Source organism: Nonomuraea sp. B12E4, from assembly GCF_039871825.1.
Lineage (GTDB): Bacteria > Actinomycetota > Actinomycetes > Streptosporangiales > Streptosporangiaceae > Nonomuraea.
The window spans coordinates 20,670-46,493 of record NZ_JBDPME010000045.1 but is presented as its reverse complement, the minus strand read 5'-3'; the positions used below and the strand labels follow the sequence as shown (position 1 = coordinate 46,493).

Here is a 25,824-nt window from a genome sequence, read left to right as displayed (position 1 = left end):
GAGCACGGATGGTCGCACATCCGCTTCTATCGAGGGCTCCATGCTCTTGTCAGGCGATCGACGACACCTCCACATCCATGGTCATCCGATCGCTATCACCCGGTTTGCCTGCTGAGAAAACTTCACTGCCCCTGTCCGAGTGAAAAATCGTTCCAACGGGAATATCGACCCGCATCGCGGGCATATCGAGGGCGGCGCACACCAAACCGGCCGGATATCGCACATCCAATGCCCAGCCGATCACCGCCTTCGAAAAGCAATCAATGACAGTAGCCAGATAGAGCGGCCCTTCTCCGTAGGCATTCAGTAGCTCTCGATCTTGCTGGCGTGAGGGCTGTCCGCGAGGTGCGATGATCTTTGGGTGCCGAAGATCCCGGAGCGCCGTCCGTCGTATGACGAGCTGGCATCGCTGGTGGTCCGGCAGATGGCCACGATCGAGGCTCAGCGCGAGACGATCGCGAAGCTGGAAGCAACGGTGGAGCGGCTGACCGCCCGGGTCGCCGAGCTGGAACGCCGGCAGAACCGCAATTCGGGGAACTCCTCGTTACCGCCGTCCAGCGACACCTTCGTCCGTCCGGAGAAGCAGCCGCCGGTCAAGAGCGGGCGGACACGGGGGCGCCAGCCCGGCGCTCCGGGAGGCGGCCTGGCCATGGCCGAGGTCCCCGACGAGGTCGAGGACCACCTCCCGGCGGCCTGCGGCGGATGCGGGAAACAGCTGTCGGCCACCGACAGCGTCGGCTACTCGCGCCGCCAGGTCCGCGACATTCCCCTGGTCACCGTGACGGTGACCGAGCACCGGGCGCATCGCTGCCGGTGCGGCGGGTGCGGCGCTGTCACCGGCGCGGACATGCCCGGGCAGGTGGCGGGTGCGCCGTCGTCGTACGGGCCGAACCTGCGCGCACTCGCCGCCTATCTGCTGGTGTTCCAGCACGTGCCGGTGGAGCGCTGCGCCCAGCTGATCGCCGACGTCACCGGGGCCCAGGTCTCGCCCGGCTGGGTGTCGTCGATCCTGGCCGAGGCCGCCACACTGGTCGCCGGCAGCATCAAGGTGATCCGCGCGCTGCTGACACTTACGCATGTGCTGCACGTCGATGAGACGACCACCCCGGATCGGGGCGGCGCGCCGCTGGCTGCACGTGGCCTGCACCACCACCCTGACCCTGCTCGGCCTGGGCGAACGCTCCCGCCAGGGCGCCAACTCCCTCGGCGTCCTGCCCGAGTTCCGCGGGGTGCTGGTGCACGACTCGCTGTCGCTCTACAACGGCCACCCGCACACTCGTCACCAACTGTGCGGGGCACATCTGGTCAGGGAGCTGACTGCGGCGGCCGAGGATCATCCCGGTCAGCGGTGGCCGGCGCAGATCCGGTGGGCGCTGGCCGAGTTGAACAAGCAGGCCATCAGAGCCCGCGCGGAGGGGCTGGCCGAGATCCCGCCCGAGCGGGCGCGGATCTACCTCGAATCCTTCCATCACGGGATCGCGGTCGGGCTGTCGCTGCATCCCCGCGCCCCTGGGCGGAAACAGTCCCCGGCCCGTAACCTGCTGGAACGCCTGCGGGACCGGGCTGATGAGGTGCTGCGCTTCGCCGACTTCCCCGGCTGGGTGCCGTTCACGAACAACACCGGGGAGCGTGCGCTGCGCCCGGTCAAGACGCAGGTGAAGATCTCCGGCTGCCATCAATCCGAAGACGGTGCCGCGCACTGGCTGACGGTCCGTTCCTACCTCGATAGCGCCCGCAAGCCGCTCCTTGCCATGGCTGTCCATCTGGCGTCCGGCTGCGCGGCGGCGTTCGGCCTGCTCGCCACGGCCGACGTGTTGGCCGCGCTGCTTCGGCAGGGTCCGACCCCGGCGCGGCTGCTGGAGTCGTTGCCCGCTCTGGCGGTGGTGGTGACGGCGTTCGCTGCGCGCGGGGCCCTCGACGTGGCCGTCGATGCGGTTGTGGGGATGCTACGGCCGCGCGTCATGCTGGCCGCGGACGGAGACGCCGCGGCGGCGCTGGCGGGCGTTCGCCTGCTGGCGTTCGAGGATGCCGAGTTCCGCGAGCTCGCACGCAAGGTCGAGCGTTTCGGACTCCCCGCGATCGAGGGCGGCGTCTCCGCCACCGCGCACCTGTTGTCGTCCGGTGTTTCGCTGGCCGCGGCACTGGTGGCGACGGCCTTGCTCAGCCCGTGGCTGGTCCTGACACTCGCGCTTGCCGCGGTCGCCGACGCGTCGGCCGTGGGGAAGGTGTCGACGTTGAGATACGGGATCTTCCTCGGTGCCGTGACCCGGGACATGCGGAGATCGGTCATCAAGGAGGTCGCCACCTCACGCGGGATGGCACTTGAGCGCAACGCGCTGAACCTACGGCAGCGCCTGCTGGCGGAATACCGCCGGGCCTCGGCAGAGCTCGCGCGGGAGGAGGTCCAGCTGGCCCGGAGCAGCGCGACGGTGCGCCTGATCGGCCGCGCGGCCGCCGGCTGTGGCGCCGGTGTCGCCTACCTGACCCTCGGAGTTCTCCTGTACACCGGATCACTGCAGCTGGCGCTCGCCGGTACAGCGATGCTCTCGATGCGGGCCGCCGCGCTCGCCATGTCCAACACCGTCAAGGCCGTCAACTCGCTGTACGAGGGCTCCTTCTACATCGACATGTACCGGCGGTTGTTCGAAGAGGCCGCCGCTCGACGGCCGACGCGTTCGGCCGTACGGGCACCCGCGCGGCCGAGCGTGATACGCCTGGAGAACGTCTCCTTCACCTACCCGGGACAGGACACCCCGGCCATCCACCACCTGAGCCTGGCGATCCGCTGCGGCGAGGTCGTCGCGCTGGTGGGGGAGAACGGTTCGGGCAAGAGCACGCTCGCCAAGATCATTGCCGGTCTTTATCCGGTGACCAGCGGCGCTGTCTTCTGGGACGACGTCAACCTCGCCACGGCCGACGAGGAGTCGGTCCACGACCGGATCGCCGTCATAGCCCAGAACCCGGCGCAGTGGCCCATGACGGCGTTCCACAACATCACCGTCGGCCGCGTCGATCAGGTGGACCCGGACCGTAGCGCCTGGCAGTCGGCACTCCGCCGGTCCGGTGCCGATGATGTGCTCGCCACCCTCCCCCACGGCGCGGATACCCTCTTGTCGAGGTATTTCCAGAATGCGCAGGACCTCTCCAGTGGCCAGTGGCAGCGCTTGGGCGTCGCCCGCGGCCTCTATCGTGCCGCATATCTACTCATCGCCGACGAGCCGACCGCCGCGCTGGACGCCAAGGCAGAGTTCCAGGTGCTGGAAGCGCTCCAGCACCGAGCGGCGAACGCGGACGATGCCGGGATCACGCTCGTGGTCACCCATCGGCTGGCCAACATCAGAACGGCCGATCGAATCCTCGTTCTCGATCGGGGGCGCCTGGTGGAGCATGGAACGCACACCGAACTGACGGCGGCCGACGGCCTGTACCGGTCGCTGTACGACGCACAGTCAAGGCCTGTCAACCGCGCCGATCAGCCGCTCAGGGCCCGGAATTCCAATGAAACGATCATTCTTACCGAATGAGCTCATCGCGGCCCCGAGGACAGCATGCCCATCATGACGTGGCCGTGGTGCTTGCCGCCCGTGCGGAACCCCCCTGCGCCGGCCCTCCTCCACGAAACCGGCCGGCTCTGGCCCCTGTCCATGTTCCGCGCCAGCGAGATCGGCGGGTCCGCGTTCATCCAACGGCCGATCTCCGGGTCGTGATGCCGGCGCCACGGCGCTTCGCTGTCGCGTAACAGTCGTTGCGCACATTAACGCAACGACTGTTATGCTAACTCGCCCCGTCTCCCCCGCTTCTTCCGGAGGTTCCGCTGTCTCCGCCCCCGCGCCCGCCGGTGGCCATCTGCGCCGCTGGCCGATTCTGTACGCCCTGTGCATCGCCCTGCTGGTCATGAGCTCCAGCGTGATGGCGGTGACGAACGCGCTGCCCGCCATCGCACTGGAACTGCGGGCCACCACCGCCCAGCTTCAATGGATCACCGAGACCACCATCCTGGCCCTCGCCTCCCTGCTGATCACGATGGGCGCGCTGGCCGACCGCCACGGACGCCGGCGGGTGTTGCTCGCGGGGCTCGCCGTGTTCGCCGCCGCCTCGCTGCTGGCCGCCGCCTCTCGGAACCCCGGAGAGCTGATCGCCGCCCGAGCCCTGCTGGGCGTGGGCAACGCCGTGGCGGTCACCGGCGCAATAGAGACGGCGGCCCGACTCGGCGGACAAAGCGGCGATGCACTCGCCGCACTGGCCCGCGACGCGTTCGTGGCCGGGTTCGCTGACGCCGCGCTCATCGCCGCTGGGCTGGCACTGACCGTGGCGTTCCTCACCACTGCGTTCCTGACCGATCCGCATCACCGCGACCTCGAGGAGAAACTAGGATGACGACCCCCTTGGCAAGCCCCGTCGAGAAATATGCGCTCATTGACGGCCGGCGGCTGGCCTACGTCGACTTCGGCGGTGCCGGGATACCGGTCCTGGCCCTGCACGGACATTTCGGCCGGGCCAGGATGTTCGCCCCGCTGGCCGCCGCCCTGGCCCCTGCCTACCGGGTCGTCTCCTTGGAGCAGCGCGGTCACGGCCACAGCGACGGCGGCGACTTCAGCCGGGAAGCCTACGTCGCCGACGCCGCCGCGTTCGTGCGCCACCTCGACCTCGGCCCGGTGGTCGCACTCGGGCACTCGATGGGCGGGGTGACCGCCTTCCAGCTCGCCGCCCGGCATCCGGACCTCGTACGCGCCCTGGTCGTCGAGGAGGGCGGGGCCTGCAACCGGCGGCCGGAGATCCCCCACCCGGTCCTGGACGTACGAGCCTGGCCCCGCCGCGCCGCCACCCTGCACGAGCTGCGCAGTCAGGTCGAGGCCCGTGGCATCCCCGACGCGAGCTACTTCCTGGAGAGCGCCGTCGAGCACCCCGACGGCTGGGGCTTCCTGTTCGACTACGCCGACATGATGGATTCCCAGCAGGCCCTGGTCGGCGACTGGTGGGCCGACTGGCTCGGCTCACACTGCCCGGCCCTGTTCGTGCACGGTCTGGACAGCTTCGTCCTGCCCACCACGATGGCCAGGCAGATGGCCGAGCGGCGGCCGGCCACCGAACTGCGGGAGCTACCCGGCTGCGGGCACTGGGCCCACGACGACGACCCGGCCGGTTTCGCCCGGGCCGTACGGGACTTCCTCGACTCGCGGGTGAAAAGCGGTGATATGCCGCGCACCCCGGGCGGCTCGTATGATCCGGGCACATGGGCTCAATGACGCCGGAGATCCGGCACGGCAAGGTCTCGCTCGGAGACGTGACGATCGCCTTCCGCGAGGTCGGCGTCCCTCGCGGGGTGCCGGTGGTGCTGCTGCACGCGTGGGGCAGCACAGCCGGGACGTGGGACGGCTTCGCGGCCCGGATGGCCGCCTGTGGCCGCCACGTCCTCGCCCTGGACCTGCGGGGGCATGGTGACAGCACCTGGACGGGGACGTACTCGCTGGCGTCGATGTGCGACGACGTGCTCGGCTTCCTCGACCACCAGGGGATCGACCGGGTGGACCTGGCGGGGCATTCGATGGGCGGGGCGGTCGCCGTCCTGGTGGCGCAGCGGCAGCCCGGCCGGGTCCGGCGCCTGGTCGTCGAGGACACCCCGCCTCCCCCGGAGACACGGCCGGGGGAAGCCGTCGCCCCCATGGCGGAGCCGGCCACCCCGCTGCCGTTCGACTGGCGCTCGTTCGAGCCGATCATCACGGAGATGAGGACCCCCGACCCCGGCTGGTGGGAGCGCCTGAAAGCGATCCGTGCGTCCACGCTGCTCATCAGCGGCGGGCCGAGCAGTCACGTCTCGCCGGACGCGCTGGCCCGGACGAGCGGGATCATCGGCGACTGCCGGCTGGTGACCGTCGGGGAGGCCGGGCATCGCGTGCACAGCCTGAAGCCGGAGGAGTTCTGGTCCGTCACCGCTCCCTTCCTCTGCGCGGAGCAGTGACCAACTCCCCGGGAGGCCGGCGGCAGGTCACGCGTTGACATGCAGCTGTTTGGCTGCTTATATCGAAAGGCAGCCAAAAGGCTGCATGATTGAGGAAGGCATGGACGACGTCTTTCGGGCGCTGGGCGATCCCAGCCGCAGGCTGCTGCTCGACCGGCTCAACGAGCGGAACGGTCAGACCCTCCGCGAGCTGTGCGCCGGGCTGGGCATGGCACGGCAGTCGGTGACCAAGCACCTGGCCATCCTCGAAGCGGCCAACCTGATCACGACAGCGCGGCAGGGCCGGGAGAAGCTCCACTTCCTGAACGTCGTGCCCATCAACGAGATCGCCGAGCGCTGGATCAGCCGCTACGACCTCGACCGAGTCCGCGCCCTGTCGGACCTGAAAAGAGCCTTGGAGGACACCCCGATGCCGGGCACAGAATTCGTGTACAAGACCTACATCAAGACGACGCCGGAGCTGCTGTGGCAGGCCCTGACGGATCCGGCCTTCACGATGCGCTACTGGGGAGTGGCCCTCGAGACCGACTGGCGACCGGGCTCGGAGATCACCGTCAAACTGAAGGAGAACGGGGTCGTGATCGCGGACCCCGCCCAGGTCGTGCTCGAATCCGAGCCCTGGCGCCGGCTCTCCTACACCTGGCACACCTTCACCCGCGAGTGGGCCGACGCGTACGGCCTGAGCGACGAATACCTGACCCGGGTCACCGCCGAGCCCAGGTCCAAGGTGACCTTCGACCTCGAACCGGATGGCGACGTGGTCAAGCTGACGGTGACCCACGACGGCTTCGAGCCCGGCAGCGCCGTGCTGGAGGGAGTCAACGAGGGCTGGCCGTCTATCCTGGCCGGCCTGAAGACCCTGCTGGAGACCGGCGAGCCGCTCATCGCCGAAACCCCGAAGAACAAGTGACATGCCTACTGGCAAGCTCGAAATCTCCGCTGTTCCCGAGGCCAAGGCGGGAATGCTCATCCGCCGCAGACCGGCCGAGGTGTTCCAGGCCATCGTGGACCCGGAAATCACCACCAAGATCTGGTACACCAAGAGCAGCGGAAACATGACCCCCGGCGCCGAGCTGCTCTGGGAATGGGAAATGTACGGGGCATCGAGCCGCGTGGTCGTCAAGGAGGTGGAGGAGAACAGCCGCATCCTGTTCACTTGGAGCGGTTACACCCCCGACAACCCGACCACGGTGGAGTTCCGCTTCATCTCCGCGTCGGGCGGCACCACCTACGTCCAGGTCACTGAAAGCGGCTTCACCGGCAGTGGCGACGAGGTCGTCCAGTACGCCATCGACTCCACCGGCGGCTTCACGTTCCTGATCAGCGGGCTGAAGGCCCTCCTTGAGCACGATCTCCCTCTCGGGCTCATCGGCGACGCCCATCCAAGGACGTGGCAGCATGAGGCCGGCCTCCGAGCGAGCCCGACACCGCCGAGCGGTGCGTGACCAAGCTCAAAGCCGCCGGTACATGATGTGCAGTCCCACGTAGCCGTGAACCGGATGGTGGAAGCCTGCCGGAAGGGTGGTCATCACTTCGAAGCCGAGTGACCTCCACAGCGCCACCGCCCGGGCGTTGGTCTCCACGACGGCGTTGAACTGCATCGCTCGAAAGTCGTCCTTACGTGCCTGTTCCAGGACATGCTCGCCGAGCGCCCGGCCAACTCCCCGGCCGGAGTGGCTCGGATCGACCATGAAGCTCGCGCTGGAGATGTGTGCGGCGCCGCCACCGTGGTTGCGGACGCTGTTAGCTGTGCCCAGGACGGTTCCGTCCGCGTCCACGGCGACGAAGGTGCGGCCCGGCGGCTTGGGGAACCACATCTGCCTGGCCTGAGATTCGGGGGTGCCACGATCCCACGAGAATGTCTCACCGGCCCGCACGATGCCCTCCATGAACGCCCACATACTGGGCCAATCGTGGGCCATCGCCTCTCTGATCATCATGGCCGCCAGCATGGGTCAACCAGGTAGGAGCCGCAACTGAGTTTCGACGGAGGAGGTGGCCAGGCCGAACCCCGACTATATGGTGCCTCGCAAAGCGATCACCTGATCCATGGGACAGGCCCTTGACGCGAGTTTAGAATCCCCGGGACTACGTGAACCCCTTCAACTGGGCTCATGGGGGGCGTCGATCAGGTGGCGCAGCAGCGCGTCGGCCACCGGGTTGGCCGGTCGTGGGGTGCGGGTGGCCAGCGCCACCCGCCATTCCACCTTTGGTTGCACCAGGGTGGCAGCGGGCAGTCCCGAGCGGTCAGCCCGGCTCCGGGTGACGATCGCCACGCCATGGCCGTTGCGTACCAGCCCGGCCTGGAGATCCAGCTGGTTGGTCTGGGCCACGAACCGGGCCCGCAGGCCGTGGTCCATGAACAACTGCCGGATGCGCTGCGCCAGTGCCGTGCCCGGGCCGAAGCCGACCAGCGGCTCCCGGCTCGCCTCGGCCAGCGACACCTGGTCCCGCCTGACGAACGGGTGCCCCGGCCCGGCGATCACCACCAGTTCGTCGGCGAACACGTGGTGCACGGTCAGCCCGCCCGGCACGGCGCCGCCCAGCACCAGATAGGCCAGGTCGAGCTGGCCAAGCCGGAGCGCCTCCACCAGTTCGTCGACGACCGTGTCCCGCACCTCGACGTGCACTCCCGGATGCGTGCGGCGGAAGCGCGCCAGCTCTGCGGGCAGGTCGACGTGCGCAAGCGACTGGATGGCTCCCACGCTGACCCGGCCGGTCCGCAGCCCGGCGACCGCGGCCACCACGTCGCGCACCGCCTCGGCGTCGGCGACCATGCGCCGGGCCAGAGGGATCACCTCCCTCCCGGCCGGGGTCAGCACGACCCGCCGCGTGGCGCGGTCGAACAGCGGGGCGCCGAGCTCACGTTCGAGGTTGCGGATGGACGTGCTCAACGCCGACTGCACGATCAGCACCTCGCGGGCCGCCGCGGTGAACCTGCCGTGTTTGGCGACCGCCAGGAAGTGTTCGAGCTGACGCAGCTCCATTCATCTCCTCCATCGATTGCCGGGTGCTGATTCATGTGTTGGGCAGGGCAAAGTGATCAGCACGGTGATGAGCGGCCTGCTGATCGGCATCCTGCTGTCCCGCACCGTGGCGGGGGTGATCGCGCAGTTGGCGGGCTGGCGCGCGGTCTACCTGTTGGTGCCGCCCTGACGGCGGTGGTGGGAGTGCTGCTGTGGCGGCAGCTGCCGGTGCTCGCGCCGCTGACGCGGATGCGCTATCCGGCGCTGCTGGGTTCGGTGGTGCGGCTCGTCCGCGAGGAGCCGGTGCTGCGCCTGCGGATGGCCTATGGCTTCTTCACCTACGCCTCGTTCGGCGTGCTCTGGGCCAGCTACGGTTTCCTGCTCGCCCGCCCTCCCTACGGCTGGGACCAGGCGGCGATCGGGCTGTTCGCCCTCCTCGGCGTGACCGGGGCGACCGCGGCCCGCTTCGCCGGCAAGCTCGCCGACCGAGGCTGGGCCAGGTATGCGACCGGCGGGTTCCTCCTGGCCTGCGGCGCCAGTTACCTGCCGCCGCCTACATGACCGCCTACTTCCTCGGCGGCGCATCGGGCAGCGGCCTGTCGGCAGCCATCTATGCCAGTCATGGCTGGGCGGGCGTCTGCGTGCTCGGCGCCGCCTTCCCCGCCGCCGGTCTGCTGCTGTGGGTGATCGAGATGCTGGCCTCCCGGCGCGCCTCGGCCCGCCGGGCCGAGGCCCGCGCACCGGCCGTCCAGGACTGACTCTCGTGCCGGCCACACACCCGCCGCATAGGACCGGCGTGTCTCAGGGGTACAGCTCGAATGGCTCGGCGATGCTCACCTCCGCCAGGAACTCCGGCAGGAGCTGCGGCAGCCGGCGCGGGTAGACCCGATCCGTGCTGGAGCCGACCTCGGCGACCGGCCACCAGCGGAAGCCGAAGTAGTCCTCGATCTCGAAGTCCAGCATCTCCGAGCGGTCGATGTCCGGGCCGGGGACGTCGAGGCGGACGCGGACCACCACCTCGTGTTGCAGCCGCCGCGCGCCCCGGTAGCGGAAGGAGCTGTCACGCCGCCAGGTGGGAGCGCCGATCTGCGCGGGGCGGGTACGGATCCCGGTCTCCTCCCTCAGCTCCCTGATCGCCGCGTCGACATAGTCCTCGCCGTCGTCGATCCCGCCGCCTGGGAGCTCCCACCAGGTTCCCTTCTCCGGCATCGTCGGATCGCGGGTGTGGAAGAGCAGCAACCGATCGCGGGTGTCGAGGACGACGAGCCGGACCACGTCCCTCTCGATGATCGGCAGGTCGTCGGGCGGCTCGGCCATCCGCCTCACCACACCGCGTGGAAATGGTGGACGGGGCCGTGACCGCCCCCGACGCGCAGGCTGTCGGCGGCACGCAACGCGCCGGTCAGGTAGTCCCTGGCCGCTCGCACGGCGGCGAGCCAGTCCCGGTGACGCACGCGCAGCGCCGCGACCGCCGAGGACAGGGTGCAGCCGGTTCCGTGGGTGTGGCGGGTCGCGACCCTGGGCCCGGCGAGGTCGACCGGCTCGCCGCCGGCACTGAAGACGTCGACGCAGACCTCGCCGTCCAGATGGCCGCCCTTGAGCAGCACCCGCCGCGCACCGAGCGCGTGCAGCCGCCGTACCTGCTCGTGCATCTCCGCCACGGTGCGGGCCTGCGGCTCGCCGAGGAGGTCCGCCGCCTCCGGCAGGTTGGGGGTGATCAGGTCGGCGCGCGGGAGCAGCACCTCACGCAGCGCGGACACCGCGTCGGCCGGCAGCAGCCGGTCGCCGCTCTTGGCCACCATCACCGGGTCGAGCACCACGTACGGAGGAGAGAACCTGTCCAGTGCCGCGGCCACCGCGTGGATGACGGGGGCCCGCCCCAGCATGCCGATCTTCACGGCGTCCGCGGGGACATCGGCGAGCAGCGTGTCCAACTGAGCGCTGACGAACTCCGCGGGCACCTCGTGTACGCCGCGCACGCCTGTGGTCGTCTGCGCGACCAGAGCCGTGGTCACCGCCATGCCGTAGCCGCCGAGGGCGGAGAAGGTCTTCAGATCGCCGTGGATGCCCGCGCCACCGCTGGGGTCGGTGCCGGCGATAGAGAGGATTTTGGGAACGGAGGTCACCCGTGACGTCCCTTCGCTAGTGCGAACTAGATCAGGTTCTACGGGTGTGATCTCAGCCCGGCTCGCCGGGCACCCCGCGTCGCATACGAGCGTAACAGGCGCCGTAACGGTAACCCGGCTGCACCAGGTTTCGGACCCGTCACCGCCCGGCGAGGGGCAGGGGACCTACCACGGCCAACCATCGGCTACAGTGCTCATCGCCGCATGACTGAGGTGTCCTCCCTTTCGGGGTGAACCTCCGAGGACACTCGTGCCAAGCCCAGTCGACGCGGCCCGCCGGCTGATCCCTGCGGTTGCGTCCCCCGGATCCCCGCCTCCTCGAAACCACTTGGCGGGTGCGGTCCGGGTGACGGCACTGCCCCGTTGGATCGACCGGTTGGAGGAAGAACCGTGGCGTTGGAGCGTGCCCTGGTGCGGCTGCTGGAGCTGACCTGTGGCATCACGATCGCCAATGTCTACTACGCGCAGCCGTTGCTCCCGACGATCGCCCGCGAGCTGGGGATCGGCCCATCCGCGGCGGGGATGCTCATCACGGTGACGCAGGTGGGCTTCGCCTGCGGGCTGGTGTTCGTGGTGCCGCTCGGCGACATCATCGCCCGCCGCCCGCTGATCACCACGTTGCTCGCGATCGACGCCGTGGCCCTCGCGGTCAGCGCGGCCGCATCCGGGCCGCAGGTGCTGGGGGCCGCTGCCATACTGGTGGGCGCCTCGTCCGTGGTGGCGCAGATGGTGATCCCGTACGCCGCGACGCTGGCGCGCCCGGAGCACCGGGGCCGTACGGTCGCGACCCTGATGGGCGCCCTGCTGCTCGGGGTGCTGCTTTCGAGGACCTTCGCCGGGCTCGTCGCCGAGGTCTCCGGATGGCGCTGGGTCTATGGCGTGGCGGCCGGGGTGATGGCCGTCATGGCGGCGACCATGTACCGGATGCTGCCGGCCGGGGGCCGCGAGGTCGACCTCGGGTACGCCGCCCAGATGCGGGCCGTGCTGCGGCTGGCGCGCGGCGAGCCGGTCCTGCGCTGGCGGTCGCTGATCGGCGCCGCGCAGTTCGCCATGTTCAGCTGCTTCTGGTCCACCGTGACCTTCCTGTTGTCGGGCCCGCCGTTCGGCTGGAGCAAGGCGGGGATCGGCTTGTTCGCGCTGGTGGGCGCCCTGGGTGCGCTGTGCGCGCTGGGCGGCGGGCGGCTGCTGGACCGGCGGCGGACGCGCCTGCCGGTCACCGGGGGCGCGATCGTGCTGCTGGCGGGCTCCTTCGGCGTGCTCGCCGCCGGGCGGAGCAGCCTGGTCTGGCTGGTCCTCGGCGCGCTGCTGATGGACGTGTGCTGCCAGGTCGTGCACGTGACCAACCAGGCGGTCATCTACGACCTGGTCGACGCCGCCCGGTCCCGCCTGACCACCATCTACATGACCACCTACTTCTTCGGCGGTGCCCTCGGCACGGCCGTCGGCATCAGCGCCTACGACCGCTACGGCTGGGGCGGCGCCTGCGCGGCCTCGGCCGGCTTCTGTGGTCTGGCGGCGCTGGGCTGGCTGGCGACGTACCGGCACGAACGGCCCACGGCGGCGCGCCTGCCCGCGATGAGCGACCAGAGGGAGAACTGAACGTGCGGAAAGTGTTCCTCGGCTCCGCCGGACTGGGTGCCCTGCCGCCCTGGCTGGCGTCGCTCCCCCTGACGGCGAGGCACGCGGTCCTGGTGCCGACCGCGGCCAATCCGCTGCCCGCCGCCCCGTGGGTCGAGGCGGCGGACAGCCTGCTGCGGGGGGAGGGCATGGTGGTCGAGCGCCTCGACCTCGAACGGGCGGGGGCGGCCGATGTCGAACGCGCGCTGCGCGGGGCCGACCTGGTCTTCGTCGCCGGTGGGTATCCCCTGTTCCTGCTGGAGCACGTACAGCGGACCGGTTTCGACCGCGTCGTCGCGCCGGCGGTGCGCGAGGGCCGCCTCGGCTATGCCGACGTCTCGGCCGGCGCGGCGCTGGCCGCGCCGGACCTCGGCTACTACCGCGAGGCCGACGCCGCCATCGACCCCGGGGATCCAGGCGCGCCCGAATCGACGCGCGGCCTCGGCCTGGTGCCCTTCCTGGTGCTCGCCCACCGCAACCGGGGCCGGGCCGAGCGGCATGACCGGCAGGTCGCGCGGCACGGCGAGCAGGCGTACCTGTCGATCAACGACGACCAGGCCGTGGTCGTCCACGGCGGCACCTGGAAGGTGCGCGCCTCTCCGTGACCGCCCGCCGTCACGCCTGGGCGGCGGTGCTACTGCTCGTTCGGTAACCGCCATCATCCCTTCCAGCCGCGCCTTCATCAGCGACAACATGGCCGGCGCCTCGCCCGAGATAGTGCGGGCCGTCGCCGCGGCGACGGCCGGGGATGCCCCTCCCTACGGCAACGACCCCTTCACCGACAGCGCCCGCCGCAAGCTGAGCGAGATCTTCGAGCGGGACGTCGACATCTTCCCCGTCTCCACCGGAACCGCCGCGAACTGCCTGGCCCTGGCCACCCTCACTCCGCCTTGGGGCAGCGTGCTGTGTCACCCCGACAGCCACATCAACAACGACGAATGCGGCGCGCCGAAGTTCTTCACCAACGGCGCCAAGCTGGTCGGCGGCCAAGGCGACGACAGCAAGATCGACCCCGGCGCCCTCCACCAGGCGGCCCGCCGCCGGGCCGGTGACGTACACAGCGTCCAGCCGTCCGTACTGAGCATCAGCCAGGCCACCGAAAGCGGCAGCGTCTACTCCCTCGACGAGATCCGCCGCCTGGGCAGCATCGCCAGGGATGCGGGACTGCGCGTCCACATGGACGGCGGACGCTTCGCCAACGCCCTGGACCACCTCGGCGCCACCCCGGCCGAGATGACCTGGAAGGCCGGCATCGACGTGCTGTCCTTCGGCGCCCTCTCCAGCAGCAGTTTCGGCCCGAACGCCAGCAGGACGGCCGCCGCCGGGTTCCCGGGCTGCGCCGCGAAGAGGTCGCGGTGCTGGCTGCTGCGCGCCGAAGCCGGACGCGAGCCCCATGACCGGGCCCTGCGCGACCTCGTCGGTGAGCTGTCCATGCTCAGCACCGAGTTCCGCAGCCAGTGGGCCGTCCACGACGTGCGCATCCGCCACGACGGCAGCAAGCGGCTGTGGCACCCCCAGATCGGCGACCTGGAGCTGACCTACCAGTCTCTCGACCTGCCCATGTCCAACCGGACGGTGTACGGCCTCACCATCTACACCGCCGAACCGGGCAGCACCTCAGAAGAGCGGCTCAAGCTCCTGGGCAGCCTGGCGGCCACCCAGCCGGCACACCCCACCAGCCAGCCGCGTTGAAGCGCGCCGACCTGCTCACCAGCGCGGCCAGAGGGGCACTGCGAACGATTCGCCGTGCCCCAGGGGACTCCGCACCCTCCTCGTCCGCGCCCCGCCGTCGGGGGACAGCGGGAAGGTCGGGAATCTTGCCGAGCTGCCGCAGGCCCGGGGCCGGGGCTATGCGCGCCGGCCGGCGTCTATCAGAGCCTGGACCAGGCGGGCCGGGTCCTCGGCGATGCGATTGCAGACGTAGAGCCACCACTGGGTGCCGAACACGACGTACTCCCTGATCGGATGCCCGAGATCCCGCATCGTCGACAGTTGGTCGATGCCGAGTCCCCGCAGCATCTCGACCTCGTACCTCCCGGAATCCGGCCGCAGGTGCGGCTGCAGTTCGGTCAGGAGGTCGAGGTCGTGGGTGGCGATCGAGCAGAGGTGGCCGCCGTTCAGCAGGAGGGTCGCGTAGGCATGGTGACGGCGACGTGGTCGAATCGCTCGCAGAGGCGTTCGTGGGTCCACAGGATGAGGTCCGCACGATCGGACCCTTCAACCGAGATCATCATTTCCTGGCCCGCGGCGGCGGTGGCCTCGGCCAGCCGGGTGGCGTTGGCCAGCCCCAGCTCGCGGTCCACCGCCGAGCCGATGTGGGACAGGTCGAGAGAGACCGAGCAGTTCGTCCCGCGGGCCGCGGCCTGCCGTGACAGATCCAGGAACAGCTCGTCAAGCTCGGGGCGCTGGCCCGATACGGCGTCCTGCTCCCGAAGCTGACCCCAGCCCCAAAGTAACGCTGTGTACTTGCGCCGGTGGATCGGCGGATCAAGGGGTCGCCGTAGTATCCGCCGAACTGTTCCTGGACTGCTTCACCCACGCCGGTGGCAAGCAGGCGCGCAGCGGCGAGCTCAAGCGCAATCTGCTGGCGGTGCTCATCGGCCATGCCACCAACCTGGGCCTGAGCCGGATGGCCGAAGCCTGCGGTATCTCCTACGACACCCTGGCCTGGACGGCCGAGTGGTACGTGCGAGAGGAGACGCTGACCGCCGCCAACGCCGCCCTGGTCAACTACCACCATCGGCTGCCACTCACCCAGGCCTTCGGGACCGGTACTCTGTCCTCCTCCGACGGACAGCGTTTCCCCACCCGCGGCAGATCAGTCATCGCACGCGCCGCCAACCGGTGGTTCGCCGACCGGGGCCTATCCACCTACACCCACGCCTCGGACCAGTTCTCCACCTATGGCACCAAGGTCATCGTGGTCACCCACCGCGAAGCGCAGTACGTGCTGGACGACATCATGGGCAATGCCACCGACCTGCCCATTACCGAGCACGCCACGGATACGCACGGCGTGACCTTGGTCAACTTCGCCCTGTTCGACCTGGTCGGGCTGCAGCTGTCGCCCCGGATGCGGGACCTCGGCAAGATCACCATGGGGCGGTTCGGCTCACGTGCGGCCACCGAGCGGTCCTGGCCGCTGGCCGCACGGCTGCTGACCCGCCGCTTCGACCTCGACCTGATCGCCGAGCAGTTCGACGACCTGCTGCGCCTGGCCGGCTCCATCAAGTTCGGCCAGGCCACCGCCTCGCTCATCGTCGGCAAACTTTCGGCCTCCACCCGGCAGAACACGATGGCGGCCGCACTGAAGGAATACGGCATGATCCGCCGTACCGTCTACGCCACCCGTTACCTGTCGGACGAGGCCTACCGTCGGCGCATCGCCAGGCAGCTGAACAAGGGCGAGAGCCTGCACGCGCTGCGCCGCGACCTGCGCTACGCGCACGGCGGCGCCTTTCGCAGCCCGCATCTGACCGGGCAGAGCGAAACCGTCAACTTCTTCGGCGCCATCAGCGTCGAAATCGACACAGAACTGGCCGAGCTGGATGCCACCGGCTACCGGCCACTGCGGTCCTTCGAACGCGTCGTCACCCCTCCTCCATGATGACCGGGCAACGATCCTCGGAACACGAGAAACGGGACCTTCCATGATGGTCCGGGTGCCGGTTGCCGGAATTGTCGGCACACATGCGCGACGTGATCTGCACCCCCGCAGCGTGCATGGCTGGTCGTAGGTATGTCTTGTGGCAGATGTGGCGGGAGATCGGCGTGCCTAGTCTGTGGGGTCATCTGCGGCGCTCGCCGCACCATCCTGTTGGAGGATTCGATGATCTGGCCTCGATCGGCACTGCTTGCCTTGCCCCTCGTGATGACGATAGGGGCATACGCTCCAGCCGCCTCCGCCTCGTCCAGCGGAACGCCGGCGCCGCCCCTGACTTGGTCGGCCTGCGGCGAGAAGATCTCGGCGGAGCTGCAGTGCGCCACGTTGACCGTCCCCGTCGACTGGTCGAAGCCCGGCGGAAAGACCATTGCCCTCACCGTGGGCAGGGCGCCGGCGACCGGTGCGGCGACCGTGGGCACCGTCCTGTTCAATCCCGGAGGTCCCGGTGGTGCCGGCGTTCAGGAGCTGTCGCGGGCGCTGCCCCATTTCGCCGGTCTGCGTACCCGGATGGACGTCGTCACCTGGAATCCGCGGGGCGGGGTGAGCGGTGAGCACATCCCGCTGGCCTCGTGCGCGGCCGGTCCCGCCTTCGCCACTCCGGACAGCCGGCGCGAGTACGATCAGGCGCTCAAGGCGAACGCCGCTGGGATCGCTGCCTGCCGGGACGCCGTGCCCGAACTGTTCGCCAACCTGGACTCCGCCACCCAGGCCCGTGACATGGACGCCATCCGCGCCGCCCTGGGCGAGGAGAAGATCTCCTTCTTCGGCAACTCCTACGGCGGCGTGCTCGGGGCCTCCTACGCTCGGCTGTTCCCGCAGCGGCTGCGCGCGATGGCGGTGGACAGCGTGCCCGACCATGTGGACCCGTTCGCGACGTCGGAGCGGCTGCAACATGAGGGTCTGGAGGCGGGCTTCCAGCGGTTCGTCCGCTGGTGCGCCGGCTCCTCCGGCTGCGCGCTGCGCGGCACTGACGTGGAGAAGACCTGGCAGGCCGTCGTGCGGCGGGCCGAGCGCCGGCCCCTGCCCGGCGCGCCGGCCGCCGGTGAGCGCCGCTACGACGGTGACGACCTGAAGTTCCTGGCCTACGGCCTGGTCGACAGCACAACGGAGTGGCCCGCGCTGGCCAAGGCCATCGCGAGCGCCGCCAAGGGCGACGCGTCCGGTTTCGACCCCCAAGGCCGCGGCCTGCCGCCGCGGGTGACCGCCATGCTCGCGGTGAACTGCGCCGACGGGTTCCGCTACGACGGCTACCACGCCTACCGTGCGGCCGTGCGGCGCTCGGCCAAGGTGTCGCCGAACTTCTCGGGCATGCGGGAGAACGCCTGGCTCGCCTGCTCTCCGTGGGCGGCCAAGGCAGCCAACCCGCCGGCGCCGCTGCCGGCCCGCAAACTTCCGCCGCTGCTCGGCGTCGGCCCGGTCTACGAGTACCCCTCTGTCCGTGCCATCACCGATCAGGTTCCCGGGTCGGTCACGATCAAGTACGACGGCATCGGCCACGGCCGGTATCTGAACGCCGGGGACCCTTGCGTCATCGGCCACGTGGACCGGTACCTGATCGACGGCAAGGTGCCCGCGTCCGGCACCACGTGCCCCGCCCGGCCGGCGTGATACTGGTCGCGTGAGACGATCAGCTGCTTTGCGCTCCTTTGTGACCGGCGTCTGGCGACGTTTGCCGCTCATCGGCCGCGACGCCCTGCTCGCCTGCGCCGTGGCGATCATTGCCTTGACAGGCTCGGCACTGGACGCATGGTGGCGCGGTGAGCCTGCCGAGGTCACCGGCGTGGGCGCGGCGGCGGCGTGGGCGGCGCCGATCCTGGCCGTCTGCGCGCCGCTGGCGCTACGCAGGCGGCTGCCGCTGACGGCAGTGGCCGCGTCCGCGACAGTGATGCTGGTGCTCGGCCTCGCGCTGGAGCGCGACGCCGGGATCTGGGTCCTGGGCCTGATCGTCGCCTCGGCGGCCTACCATCGCCATCGGCTGCGCTCGGTGCTCCTGATCGGTTCGGTCGCCTGGGCGGTGGCGGCCGGCCTCGGCGGCACCTTCGTGCCGGACCTCGCCACCGTGTCCGTCCACGCGGCGGCCGGCGCGGCACCGGTCGCCATCGGGTACGCGCTGCGGCTGCGGGCCGACCGCGCCGTCCAGGCCGCGCGGCTGCAGCGTGCCCGGGAGGAGCAGGCCCGCTCACAGGAGGCCGCGCGGATCGCCCGGGAGGTGCATGACGTCGTCGGGCATCACCTCAGCGCGATCAGGCTCCAGGCGGTCGGTGCCCGGCGGGCGCTGACCGGTCACGACTGCGCGGCCGACCGCGCGCTGGCGGGGATCGCCGGGCTGTCGGCCGAGGCGCTGGCCGAGATCCGGGCACTGCTCGCGACCTTGGTGCGCTCGGATCGTGGGGACCACGCTCACAGCGGCGGCCTCGCCGACCTGCCCGCGCTAGCGGAACGCAGCGGCGGGCCAGAATTGACCGTCGCCCTGAAGATCGACCCCCGCCTCGACAGCACCATCCACCCCGAGACAGCGGCCTGCGCCTACCGGATCGTGCAGGAGGCACTGACCAACGTGGCCCAGCACTCCACGGCCGCGCTTACCTCGGTCACGGTCCGTGCGGTGAGCAACCGGGTCGTCGTCACCATCGACGACCCCGGCCCGCCCCGACCGCCAGCCGACGACGACGTCCTGAACGGTGGGCACCGCAGTGGGCAGGGCCTGGCGGGCATGCACGAGCGGGTGGCGGCGCTCGGCGGGTACTGCCATGGCGGCCCGCACGGCAGGAACGGCTGGCGGGTGCGCGCCAGCCTGCCCGTGCTCCCCCCGCATACGCTGGACGAGCACAGACCGGCGGTGACGGCCGGCGGCACAGAAATCGGCCCCTTCACGATGTCCTCCACGAACGATCCTCCGGCCCGGCAGGTAGTCCCGTGATCCGGCTGCTGATCGCCGACGACCAGCACCTCGCCCGGGAGGGCCTGCGGCAGTTGCTCAGCCATGAGCCCGACATCGCCTTCCTCGGCGCCGCCCGCGACGGAGCCGAACTGATCAGCATGGCGCGCGAGCACCAGCCGGACGTGATCCTCACCGACCTGCGGATGCCGGGCACGGACGGGATCACAGCGATCCGGCGGCTGACGGCCCGCGCCCCGGACAGGCCGATCATCGCGCTGACCACGTTCGACACCGACGAATACCTCTTCGGCGCCCTCGAGGCGGGCGCCGTGGGCTTTCTGCTCAAGGACGGCGACCCCGACCTCTATCTGGCGGCGGTGCGCGCGGCTCACCGAGGCCAGGGACTGATCGACCCGCAGGTCACCCGTAGGCTGGTGCGCCGCTTCGCCACCCCACCGGTGCGGGGTCAAGGCCCGGAGCTGACGCTCCGGGAAACAGAGGTCCTCCGCCTGGTCGCGCTGGGTCGATCCAACGCCGAGATCGCCGCCGAGCTGCGTATCGCCGCAGGAACGGTCAAGATCCACGTGTCGCGTGTCCTGTCCAAGATCGGTGTGCGCACGCGTGTCCAAGCCGCAATCCATGCTTATCGCTCAGGATTGGTGTCCTCGGACGAGAAGAGGTGAAAGCCACCATCGCCGCCGCAGGGCCCATGCTGCCGCCGGGTGTCCACCTTACACCCGCAACACCCGAAGATCCTTTCAGTGAACTGCACGATACGGAACGTCAGCATATGGAGTGGTGCAATGAGTCGAAGTCGCAGAACGTGGCTGTGGCTGCTGTCCCTAGCCACCGGATTGGTCGTGGCCGTGGTGACCGGTGTCGTGGTGGCCTTTCCGTCGGTCGCCGCCACGACCTGTCCTGGCTGCTACGGCATGAAACAGGTCAGGCCCGGCCTGTATCTGGAGCCTGGGCTGCCGCCCGTACGGGAGCGCCAGGTGGCTGAGGTGATCGATGCGGCCAACCGCCGGGTGGCAGACTTCTACGGCGGACGCCGGAGCTCTCCCGACATCCTGGCCTGCGTGACCACCACGTGCTACCGGAAGATCGGCGGAGGCGGGGAGCGTGGCATCGCTGTAATGAACCGCGCGGTCATGCTCTCGCCGGAAGGCATCGACGCGGTGATCGCCTCACACGAGATGTCACACGTCGAACTGCACGCCCGCCTAGGATCCGATGCCGGGCCCCTACCGCAATGGTTCGACGAAGGATTGGCCGTTGTGGTCTCCGATGACCCGCGCTACCTGAAGCCCGAGGGAACCGGCGACCGGTGCCGGGTGGCCACGCAGGGAGCCCTGCCCCAGACGCTTGACGACTGGCTGCGCACCACGAAGGCTGACCAGGACACTTATGCCAAGGCCGCCTGCCGGGCGAGCCAGTGGCTCCAGGCGAACGGTGGGTCCAGGGCGGTCCTCGAACTGATCGAGCACATGGTCGCTGGTGGTGACCTGCCCGCCTCCCTGACAGCTGCGACGCGTGGATGAAACACTTCCGGGGTGCACGACGACGACTACCTCCGCGTGGAGGCCCACGACTGCCCGATGACCTCCTGCGCCGCCCCGGCCGGTTCCCCCTGCCGGACCGGCAAGGGCAAGGTGGCCGTCCAGTACCACACCGCCCGCTTCCGGCTCGTACCCGCGCTCGCCAAGATGCTCACCGTAGCGACCCCGGCCGTCCGCAAGCCGGGCACGCTCTGGATCCAGATGCCCCGCCAGGCCGCGACCGGCATCGAGCCGGCGGGGCACGTACGCATCGGCTACGCCCGCGCCTCCACCGTCCGCCAATCCATGGACACCCAGCTCGACGCGCTCCAAGCCGCGGGCGTCACCCGCGTCTTCTCCGAGAAGATCTCCACCCGCGCCACCACCCGCCCCGAACTCGACAAGGCCGTCACCTTGGCCCGCGAACTACGGTCGGCCGGGGTCGCGGTCACGCTCATGGTGCACGAGCACAAGCGGCTCGGCCGCGGCCTCGACCTGGCCGCCCTCGCCGAGCAGCTGCGCGCCGCCGGCATCGGCCTGGAATTCCTCACCGGCGAACTGCAGGGCTCCCACGACCCCTCCGGCGTCGTATTCACCGTGCTCGCGGCCCTGTCGGGGATGGAACGCGAGTACATCCGCGACCGCACCCTGGAAGGCCACGAATCCGCCCGCAGCCGCGGCAAGGCCATCGGCGGCGCCGCCGTCACCGACGACGCCATGCTCTCCATGGCTTTGCACCTACGCTCCCAGGACCTGAGCCTGCGCGACATTGCCGCACGCCTCGTCATCACCAAAGGCAAGAAGAAGGGCCGTCACCCCTCCCCGGCCACCGTCCTGCGCATGCTGCGCGAACACGACGAAGCCGCCGCAGTGCCCACGAACACGGGGTGAGCCACCCGTTCTCATCTCCTGCCGCGGCTGGGGCGACCCGGACCGGCTCCGGCGGGCGCTCGACCTGATCGCCCAGAACGGCCCGCCGCCCGTGGACCGGGAGGCGACCGTACGGGCGTTCGCCGAGGCTGCGGGTACAACTGCTTCACCTGGGTACAGGACGCGCACCCCGAGGACATCGGCAAGGTCGACTGCGGTGGTGCACGAGTGCGGCGAGCAGCAGCGCGGCTGGGCCGATGCGCGTCCGAAGACAACGATTCGAAAGTGAACTCATGAAGGTCAACAAGCGTACGTTCCTGATGGCAGGCGTCGCCGGCGCCATGGCCGTCCTGGTCAGCGCCACCCCGGCATTCGCGGGGACGGACATCGGATGGACGTACAACGGCGACAAGAAGGCCAGCGCCCGATTCGTACAGAACGGCGACAAGATTTAAATCTGTGACCGCGCAACGGACGGCCGGAGGGCCCGTGCCCGCGTCTGGGCGGGCAAGCCTTTCACTGGGACCAGTGGCGGCCTGAAGCATATCGCCGACGTGGACGACACGACCGCAAACGGCGACTGCGTCGTGCACAACCTGAACAGCAAGATCCCCGAGGGACTCCGGGTCATGTTCAAGATCTGCACATACCACGCGTCCACCAAGAAGTACTACAGCTGCAAGCAGAGCAGGGAGGGCCGCGCGTAGCGGTCGGCGGCCGCTACGCGCTCATCCGGACCCCGCCGAGGCCGATATCCCTGTCATCCGACGTGATCGCCTCGGCGGAGTCCTTCACGAATACTTACATGCCGCTTGAAATGCATGGGTTTGGTTTTCAGCGTGTGCGACACCGCACAACGCCTACATGTTCCTGCGGATGATTTCCGGCGTGTCCGGGTTGTCGCTGGTCTCGATGATCCGCCGCTCGCCCATGCTGATCAGGCCGAGCCGGTCGAGGATGGCGACGCATCTGCCGCGGCATTCCCTGGCCCGGTCCCGGTCGCCCAGGTCGTCGTAGGCCCGGCCGAGTCCCCACCAGTGTTCGGCTTCGAGAGGTGTTTCGAGCATGTTCGCCACGCGGTCGGCATCCAGCGCCTCAAGGTAGCGCTTCACCGCGGCTTCGGGTGCCCGTGTCATACAGTCGATCTCGGCGAGATGGCCCACGGCGACCGCTATCCCGGTCGCGTTGCCCACCTCTTCCGCGATGGCCAGCGATTCTGTGTGCGCATCGATGGCCTCGCCGAGGTGACCGGCCTTCTGGTAAGTGTTGCCGAGGTTGGTGAGCGTGATCCCCTCGATGAGCCGGTTACCCTGCCGACGGTCGATTTCGAGGGTTTGCTGGAACAAGCTGATGGACTCGTCGAATTGCCCCGACTGGCGGTGAGCGATAGCCAGGAGGTTGAGCTGCGCCGACTCGCCCCGCAGGTCGCCGATCTTCTGATAGGCGGCCAGAGCGGTCTTCAAATAGGTGATGCCCTCTGCGATGTTGCCGAATCGGGTATGCGTGCCGCCCAGGTCGCCGTAGGCGATCGCCCGCCAGCGAAGGTCGTCCGTACGGTCGGCCGATTCGACGGCGATTTGACCGACGACGAACTGCTCCCTCCAGCGGCCACGTACGTAGAGCGGCCCGTAGATCGCGGCGGCCAGCGCGACCGCCAGTTCGGGGGAGGCGCTGCCCGCCTGGGCTACGATCGCGGGCAGATTGTGCGCCTCGGCGTCTATCCAGGCGTAGACGTCGTCCGTGCTCTCCAGGGCCATTCCGGGCAGGCCCGGGTCGGTACCGATGTCGATCAACTGCTGCCTTCGCGCAGCGACCACCCGGGTGGCCGACCGGGCGGTGGCGAGGTACCAGTGCAGGACGCGCTCCACGGCCTGCCGGCTCTCCTGCTCGGGCTCCTCCTCCAGCACGCGCTCACGGCCGAAGAGCCGGAGCAGGTCGTGCATGACGTACCGGCCGGAAATGCGGGTTCCGGCCAGCTCGGCGTCGGTAAGCCGGTCGAGGAGGGTCTCGGCGTGATCCACCGAGACGCCGGCGAGAGCGGCGGCGGCGCCCACCCCTATGTCGGTGGTGTCCAGCAGGCCCGTTAAACGGAACATGCGGGACGATAAGTGGTCCAGGTCCCGGTAGCTCGGCATGAAGCTGGCACGGACCGCGCGATCGTCGACCTCCAGCTCCGACAGGCGGTTTTCCTCGGCGGCGAGCCGGTCAGCCAGCGTCCGTACCTCCCAGGCGGGGCGGCCGATCAGGCGCGCGGCGGCGATGCGGATGGCCAGGGGCAGGCAGCCGCACCGGCGTACGACCTCGGCCGCCGCCTCGGGTTCGGCGGCCGCCCGCGCGGAGCCGATCAGGCGGCCCAGCAATGCGTGCGCGTCGTCTTCCGGGAGCACGTCCAGCCGCTCGTGGACGACGCCGTCCATGGTGGTGAGCATTTTCCTGCTGGTGACCAGCACCCCGCAGGTCGGGCTCGCGGGCAGCAGCGGTCGTACCTGCGCGGCGTCGACGGCGTTGTCCAGCAGGAACAAGATCCGCTTCTGGCCGGTGACCGTGCGGAGCCGCCCCGCCGCCTCGTCGGTGTCGGTCGGTATGGCTGAGCTCTCGACACCGAGGGATCGCAACATCCTGCTGAGCGCTTCGATCGGTTCGAGTGGTTTGACCCCGGGAGTGGAGCCGTTCAGATCGATGTAGAGCTGGCCGTCGCCGTACCAGTCCACGACCTGATGAGCGACGTGGACGGCGAGCGCGGACTTGCCGCTCCCACCCACCCCGGAGATGGCGGCGAAGCGGCGGCCGGCGTCCGTCAGGACAGCGCGCAACCGCGCGACCTCTGCCGAGCGGCCCGTGAACGCATCCAGGTCAGCCGGAAGCTCCGCCGGCACGGCGGGACGCACCGCCCTCACCGCCGGCTCGCCCCGTTCCGGAATCGAGTCGCCGCGCAACATGACCTGGTGCAGGTCGCGCAGTTCCGGACTCGGCTCGATCCCGAGCTCGTCCACGAGGGCCTGCCGGGTCCGCTGGAAGGCCCGCAGGGCTTCGGCCTGCCGCCCGGACCGGTACAGCGCGATCATGAGCTGCGCCGAGAACCGCTCCCGTGTCGGATGATCGGCGGCGAGCGCATGCAGCTCCGCGATGACGCCGGCGTGCCTGCCGAGAGCGAGATCGGCGGCCAGCCGGTCGTGTAGCGCCCCCAGCCGCAGCTCCTCCAGCCTGGCCGCCTCCTGGCCAAGCGGCGGGCAGTCGGTCAGGCCCTCGAATGCGGGGCCTCGCCACAGGTCGAGCGCCTGACGGAGCAATGAGCTCGCTCTGGCGACGCCTCTCTCCTCCATCACCCGGCGACCTTGCGTCACGAGGTCCTCGAAGCGCTCAGAGTCCAACTCGCCGGGGCGTACGGCGAGCAGGTATCCGTGCCGGCTCGACGTGAGCCGCTCCGCTCCGAACGCGCGCCGCAAGTTGTGCACGCAGACCCGGACGTTGACCCTCGACGACGATGGAGCCTCACCGTCCCACCACAGCGCCTCGATGAGGCGGGATGAGGGAACCGGTCGATTCGCCGAGCAGAGTAACAGCCCGAGAAGCATCCGCTGCTTGCGCGGGCCGATGTCGAGCGGACCGCCCTGCACCGGCGCCGTGACCTCGATTCGGCCGAGCACACCGAAGGCCATCTCGGCCATGGATATATCTTTCACGGTGACCGTTAGACCAGTCCTCTTGACCCACGCCTCATACACCTTGTCATACGCCAACACTAACACCCGTATGCGACGCTCAACGCGAAGCTTCGTAGGAGCCCACATCATTGGCCGACCGGCAATTCCTGTATGAATGAGCATGCCAAGCCCGCTCTGCCGGAATTCCGCGTCTTCTAATTCCGGGCGCGTGGCGCTCGATCCCCATGGCGATCACGAAGAGCATGTACCTGACCACAGTGAGCGACGTCGCGCGCCGTAATGACGAGAGGTGGATTGAGCGCATGTGGAGACGCTCGCCGGCGACCATCGCTGTGGCGGTGGCGGTGGCGCGTTCTCCGGCATCGGGACGCCCGCTCCGGGGAACAGGCTTCCGCGAGGCGCAGAAGTTCAGCAGGGAGAAAAGGAATTTCATGAAACTCATGGCCGGCGAAGCCGCGTTCGTTGCGGCTGTTGTGATCTCCGGACTGACGTTATCAGTACGCTGATTACCGGGGGGCCGATACGGAGATCGAACCCG

At 69.6% G+C, this 25,824-nt stretch carries 29 protein-coding genes and 1 riboswitch; of the genes, 20 read left to right on the top strand and 9 right to left on the bottom strand.

Annotated features, from left to right (window positions below; all coding sequences use genetic code 11):
* Positions 1-49: 49 nt before the first annotated feature.
* Both ABGB18_RS46325 and ABGB18_RS46320 read right to left on the bottom strand, forming a co-directional pair.
* Positions 50-307: a DDE-type integrase/transposase/recombinase gene (locus ABGB18_RS46325; RefSeq protein ID WP_347702093.1), complete on the bottom strand. Its 258-nt coding sequence runs from the start codon at positions 305-307 to the stop codon at positions 50-52.
* A gap of 602 nt (positions 308-909) precedes the next feature.
* Positions 910-1,044, bottom strand: a complete 135-nt coding sequence (locus tag ABGB18_RS46320; RefSeq protein ID WP_347702091.1) for a hypothetical protein — start codon at positions 1,042-1,044, stop codon at positions 910-912.
* 185 nt (positions 1,045-1,229) lie between these two features.
* On the opposite strand from ABGB18_RS46320, the gene ABGB18_RS46315 reads away from it, so the two are divergent.
* The 6 genes from ABGB18_RS46315 to ABGB18_RS46290 all read left to right on the top strand — a co-directional run bounded on the left by ABGB18_RS46315 (position 1,230) and on the right by ABGB18_RS46290 (position 7,404).
* Positions 1,230-3,524 carry an ATP-binding cassette domain-containing protein gene (locus tag ABGB18_RS46315; protein ID WP_347702090.1) on the top strand — a complete coding sequence of 765 codons (2,295 nt, stop codon included), beginning with the start codon at positions 1,230-1,232 and terminating at the stop codon, positions 3,522-3,524.
* Positions 3,525-3,771: 247 nt separating this feature from the next.
* Positions 3,772-4,377, top strand: a complete 606-nt coding sequence (locus ABGB18_RS46310; RefSeq protein WP_347702089.1) for an MFS transporter — start codon at positions 3,772-3,774, stop codon at positions 4,375-4,377.
* Entirely contained in the window at positions 4,374-5,246 is an 873-nt protein-coding gene (locus ABGB18_RS46305; RefSeq protein WP_347702088.1) for an alpha/beta hydrolase, read from the top strand. The genes ABGB18_RS46310 and ABGB18_RS46305 overlap by 4 nt, the downstream gene beginning before the upstream one ends.
* On the top strand, positions 5,234-5,959 hold the full coding sequence (locus ABGB18_RS46300; protein WP_347702087.1) for an alpha/beta hydrolase: 726 nt from the start codon (positions 5,234-5,236) through the stop codon (positions 5,957-5,959). The genes ABGB18_RS46305 and ABGB18_RS46300 overlap by 13 nt, the downstream gene beginning before the upstream one ends.
* Before the next feature lie 100 nt (positions 5,960-6,059).
* Positions 6,060-6,869, top strand: a complete 810-nt coding sequence (locus ABGB18_RS46295) for an SRPBCC domain-containing protein (protein ID WP_347702086.1) — start codon at positions 6,060-6,062, stop codon at positions 6,867-6,869.
* Between the two features lies 1 nt (position 6,870).
* Positions 6,871-7,404 carry an SRPBCC family protein gene (locus ABGB18_RS46290; protein ID WP_347702085.1) on the top strand — a complete coding sequence of 178 codons (534 nt, stop codon included), beginning with the start codon at positions 6,871-6,873 and terminating at the stop codon, positions 7,402-7,404.
* Between the two features lie 6 nt (positions 7,405-7,410).
* On the opposite strand, the gene ABGB18_RS46285 is transcribed toward ABGB18_RS46290, so the two are convergent.
* The gene (locus ABGB18_RS46285; protein ID WP_347702084.1) at positions 7,411-7,899 is read right to left on the bottom strand and encodes a GNAT family N-acetyltransferase; all 489 of its coding nucleotides are present in this window, start codon (positions 7,897-7,899) and stop codon (positions 7,411-7,413) included.
* A 162-nt stretch (positions 7,900-8,061) separates the two neighbouring features.
* Entirely contained in the window at positions 8,062-8,946 is an 885-nt protein-coding gene (locus tag ABGB18_RS46280) for a LysR family transcriptional regulator (protein ID WP_347702083.1), read from the bottom strand.
* Between the two features lie 174 nt (positions 8,947-9,120).
* On the opposite strand from ABGB18_RS46280, the gene ABGB18_RS46275 reads away from it, so the two are divergent.
* Both ABGB18_RS46275 and ABGB18_RS46270 read left to right on the top strand, forming a co-directional pair.
* Positions 9,121-9,486, top strand: a complete 366-nt coding sequence (locus tag ABGB18_RS46275) for a hypothetical protein (RefSeq protein ID WP_347702082.1) — start codon at positions 9,121-9,123, stop codon at positions 9,484-9,486.
* Positions 9,483-9,683, top strand: a complete 201-nt coding sequence (locus ABGB18_RS46270) for a hypothetical protein (RefSeq protein ID WP_347702081.1) — start codon at positions 9,483-9,485, stop codon at positions 9,681-9,683. Before ABGB18_RS46275 ends, ABGB18_RS46270 begins: the two co-directional genes overlap by 4 nt.
* A 43-nt stretch (positions 9,684-9,726) precedes the next feature.
* On the opposite strand, the gene ABGB18_RS46265 is transcribed toward ABGB18_RS46270, so the two are convergent.
* Together ABGB18_RS46265 and thiD are read right to left on the bottom strand one after the other, a co-directional pair.
* Complete coding sequence (locus ABGB18_RS46265) at positions 9,727-10,242, bottom strand: NUDIX domain-containing protein (RefSeq protein ID WP_347702080.1); 516 nt, start codon at positions 10,240-10,242, stop codon at positions 9,727-9,729.
* A 5-nt stretch (positions 10,243-10,247) separates the two neighbouring features.
* Complete coding sequence (gene thiD / locus ABGB18_RS46260; protein ID WP_347702079.1) at positions 10,248-11,051, bottom strand: bifunctional hydroxymethylpyrimidine kinase/phosphomethylpyrimidine kinase; 804 nt, start codon at positions 11,049-11,051, stop codon at positions 10,248-10,250.
* A riboswitch (TPP riboswitch) is annotated at positions 11,043-11,138 on the bottom strand. Its footprint overlaps the gene before it by 9 nt.
* A 303-nt stretch (positions 11,139-11,441) precedes the next feature.
* Here thiD and ABGB18_RS46255 point away from each other — a divergent pair.
* From ABGB18_RS46255 to ABGB18_RS46245, 3 genes are read left to right on the top strand one after another with little or no spacing between them, the layout of a single operon-like run.
* Positions 11,442-12,650 carry an MFS transporter gene (locus ABGB18_RS46255; RefSeq protein ID WP_347702078.1) on the top strand — a complete coding sequence of 403 codons (1,209 nt, stop codon included), beginning with the start codon at positions 11,442-11,444 and terminating at the stop codon, positions 12,648-12,650.
* 2 nt (positions 12,651-12,652) lie between these two features.
* Entirely contained in the window at positions 12,653-13,273 is a 621-nt protein-coding gene (locus ABGB18_RS46250; protein ID WP_347702077.1) for a Type 1 glutamine amidotransferase-like domain-containing protein, read from the top strand.
* A complete protein-coding gene (locus ABGB18_RS46245; protein WP_347702076.1) occupies positions 13,167-14,360 on the top strand; it encodes a beta-eliminating lyase-related protein in 1,194 nt (397 codons plus the stop codon). Before ABGB18_RS46250 ends, ABGB18_RS46245 begins: the two co-directional genes overlap by 107 nt.
* Positions 14,361-14,516: 156 nt before the next feature.
* Here the strand turns inward: ABGB18_RS46245 and ABGB18_RS46240 are convergent, their stop codons facing one another.
* Together ABGB18_RS46240 and ABGB18_RS46235 are read right to left on the bottom strand one after the other, a co-directional pair.
* Positions 14,517-14,687, bottom strand: a complete 171-nt coding sequence (locus ABGB18_RS46240) for a hypothetical protein (protein ID WP_347702075.1) — start codon at positions 14,685-14,687, stop codon at positions 14,517-14,519.
* Between the two features lie 98 nt (positions 14,688-14,785).
* On the bottom strand, positions 14,786-14,971 hold the full coding sequence (locus ABGB18_RS46235) for a hypothetical protein (protein ID WP_347702074.1): 186 nt from the start codon (positions 14,969-14,971) through the stop codon (positions 14,786-14,788).
* Between the two features lie 65 nt (positions 14,972-15,036).
* Between ABGB18_RS46235 and ABGB18_RS46230 the strand changes: the two genes are divergently transcribed.
* From ABGB18_RS46230 to ABGB18_RS46195, 8 genes are all read left to right on the top strand, one after another.
* Positions 15,037-16,275, top strand: coding sequence for a transposase (locus ABGB18_RS46230; protein ID WP_347702073.1), 1,239 nt, complete (start codon positions 15,037-15,039; stop codon positions 16,273-16,275).
* A gap of 264 nt (positions 16,276-16,539) precedes the next feature.
* Positions 16,540-17,940, top strand: coding sequence for an alpha/beta fold hydrolase (locus ABGB18_RS46225; protein WP_347702072.1), 1,401 nt, complete (start codon positions 16,540-16,542; stop codon positions 17,938-17,940).
* 28 nt (positions 17,941-17,968) lie between these two features.
* Positions 17,969-19,252 (top strand): histidine kinase, encoded by a 1,284-nt coding sequence (locus ABGB18_RS46220; protein ID WP_347702071.1) that lies wholly within the window; start codon positions 17,969-17,971, stop codon positions 19,250-19,252.
* Positions 19,249-19,896, top strand: coding sequence for a response regulator transcription factor (locus tag ABGB18_RS46215; RefSeq protein ID WP_347702070.1), 648 nt, complete (start codon positions 19,249-19,251; stop codon positions 19,894-19,896). The genes ABGB18_RS46220 and ABGB18_RS46215 overlap by 4 nt, the downstream gene beginning before the upstream one ends.
* A 177-nt stretch (positions 19,897-20,073) precedes the next feature.
* Positions 20,074-20,754 (top strand): hypothetical protein, encoded by a 681-nt coding sequence (locus ABGB18_RS46210; protein ID WP_347702069.1) that lies wholly within the window; start codon positions 20,074-20,076, stop codon positions 20,752-20,754.
* A gap of 12 nt (positions 20,755-20,766) precedes the next feature.
* Positions 20,767-21,642, top strand: coding sequence for a recombinase family protein (locus ABGB18_RS46205; protein WP_347702068.1), 876 nt, complete (start codon positions 20,767-20,769; stop codon positions 21,640-21,642).
* Positions 21,643-21,914: 272 nt separating this feature from the next.
* The gene (locus tag ABGB18_RS46200; RefSeq protein ID WP_347702067.1) at positions 21,915-22,076 is read left to right on the top strand and encodes a hypothetical protein; all 162 of its coding nucleotides are present in this window, start codon (positions 21,915-21,917) and stop codon (positions 22,074-22,076) included.
* 99 nt (positions 22,077-22,175) lie between these two features.
* A complete protein-coding gene (locus ABGB18_RS46195) occupies positions 22,176-22,328 on the top strand; it encodes a hypothetical protein (protein WP_347702066.1) in 153 nt (50 codons plus the stop codon).
* Between the two features lie 153 nt (positions 22,329-22,481).
* Here ABGB18_RS46195 and ABGB18_RS46190 read toward each other — a convergent pair whose 3' ends face one another.
* The gene (locus ABGB18_RS46190; protein WP_347702065.1) at positions 22,482-25,289 is read right to left on the bottom strand and encodes a BTAD domain-containing putative transcriptional regulator; all 2,808 of its coding nucleotides are present in this window, start codon (positions 25,287-25,289) and stop codon (positions 22,482-22,484) included.
* 221 nt (positions 25,290-25,510) lie between these two features.
* Between ABGB18_RS46190 and ABGB18_RS46185 the strand changes: the two genes are divergently transcribed.
* A complete protein-coding gene (locus ABGB18_RS46185; RefSeq protein ID WP_347702064.1) occupies positions 25,511-25,792 on the top strand; it encodes a hypothetical protein in 282 nt (93 codons plus the stop codon).
* The last annotated feature ends 32 nt before the right edge of the window (positions 25,793-25,824 follow it).

Excerpts from the sequence above, each read along its gene's own strand:
- ABGB18_RS46200 (WP_347702067.1), top strand. The coding sequence starts at position 21,915 with ATGAAGGTCAACAAGCGTACGTTCCTGATGGCAGGCGTCGCCGGCGCC.
- ABGB18_RS46190 (WP_347702065.1), bottom strand. The coding sequence starts at position 25,289 with ATGGCCGAGATGGCCTTCGGTGTGCTCGGCCGAATCGAGGTCACGGCG.
- ABGB18_RS46320 (WP_347702091.1), bottom strand. The coding sequence starts at position 1,044 with ATGCTGCCGGCGACCAGTGTGGCGGCCTCGGCCAGGATCGACGACACC.
- ABGB18_RS46185 (WP_347702064.1), top strand. The coding sequence starts at position 25,511 with ATGGCGATCACGAAGAGCATGTACCTGACCACAGTGAGCGACGTCGCG.
- ABGB18_RS46310 (WP_347702089.1), top strand. The coding sequence starts at position 3,772 with ATGCTAACTCGCCCCGTCTCCCCCGCTTCTTCCGGAGGTTCCGCTGTC.
- ABGB18_RS46265 (WP_347702080.1), bottom strand. The coding sequence starts at position 10,242 with ATGGCCGAGCCGCCCGACGACCTGCCGATCATCGAGAGGGACGTGGTC.
- ABGB18_RS46225 (WP_347702072.1), top strand. The coding sequence starts at position 16,540 with ATGACGATAGGGGCATACGCTCCAGCCGCCTCCGCCTCGTCCAGCGGA.
- ABGB18_RS46295 (WP_347702086.1), top strand. The coding sequence starts at position 6,060 with ATGGACGACGTCTTTCGGGCGCTGGGCGATCCCAGCCGCAGGCTGCTG.
- ABGB18_RS46245 (WP_347702076.1), top strand. The coding sequence starts at position 13,167 with ATGACCGGCAGGTCGCGCGGCACGGCGAGCAGGCGTACCTGTCGATCA.
- ABGB18_RS46285 (WP_347702084.1), bottom strand. The coding sequence starts at position 7,899 with ATGATGATCAGAGAGGCGATGGCCCACGATTGGCCCAGTATGTGGGCG.
- ABGB18_RS46280 (WP_347702083.1), bottom strand. The coding sequence starts at position 8,946 with ATGGAGCTGCGTCAGCTCGAACACTTCCTGGCGGTCGCCAAACACGGC.
- ABGB18_RS46240 (WP_347702075.1), bottom strand. The coding sequence starts at position 14,687 with ATGCTGCGGGGACTCGGCATCGACCAACTGTCGACGATGCGGGATCTC.
- ABGB18_RS46305 (WP_347702088.1), top strand. The coding sequence starts at position 4,374 with ATGACGACCCCCTTGGCAAGCCCCGTCGAGAAATATGCGCTCATTGAC.
- ABGB18_RS46300 (WP_347702087.1), top strand. The coding sequence starts at position 5,234 with ATGGGCTCAATGACGCCGGAGATCCGGCACGGCAAGGTCTCGCTCGGA.
- ABGB18_RS46270 (WP_347702081.1), top strand. The coding sequence starts at position 9,483 with ATGACCGCCTACTTCCTCGGCGGCGCATCGGGCAGCGGCCTGTCGGCA.
- ABGB18_RS46290 (WP_347702085.1), top strand. The coding sequence starts at position 6,871 with ATGCCTACTGGCAAGCTCGAAATCTCCGCTGTTCCCGAGGCCAAGGCG.